General features: G+C 31.5%; 1 pseudogene. It reads left to right on the top strand.

Features of this window, described 5'->3' with window-relative positions:
- Nucleotides 1-89 precede the first annotated feature (89 nt).
- A pseudogene (locus KVT27_RS23630) lies at nt 90-502 on the top strand (glucosamine inositolphosphorylceramide transferase family protein); the annotation flags it as partial.

Below are 502 nucleotides of genomic sequence, written 5' to 3'. Positions count from 1 at the left end.
ATGCATTTCATGGTGAGATAATAAATATTGCAAGATACGGAATATGGTCGTACTGTTTTAATGGAAGAGGAGTAGAAGCTTTTTGGGAGATGGCTAGCAGGAAAATAGCGCTAGAAACTAGGCTGCAAATTTTAGCGAGTAAGCCTGAAAATCACAAGGTTATTTATAGAGCGATGTCTTCACTGAATGTTGAATCTTTATTTTTTAACCGCAATCAATTGTATTGGAAAGTTAAAGATATTGTTTTGAGAAGGCTTTTTGATTTATACAAAAAAGGATGGTTGTATATTACAAATTTAGATACATATAATCAACCTTCATTGATTAATGAGCGCCTAGATAAATATCCAACGAATTTTCAGATGATTCCTTTTATTTCTCGGCTTGCTATACACAAATTAAAATCCAGGTTATTTATGGAACATTGGTTTATAGCATTTAAAAATAGAAAAGAGAAATGTAGTAAATTTCATATTATTAAGGCTCCGTCAAGCAGGTTTTA

Source organism: Lysinibacillus sp. GbtcB16, assembly GCF_019091145.1.
GTDB classification, from domain to species: Bacteria; Bacillota; Bacilli; order Bacillales_A; family Planococcaceae; genus Lysinibacillus; species Lysinibacillus fusiformis.
Note: the sequence above shows the minus strand (reverse complement) of the source record. Positions and strands in the feature narration are given on the sequence as shown.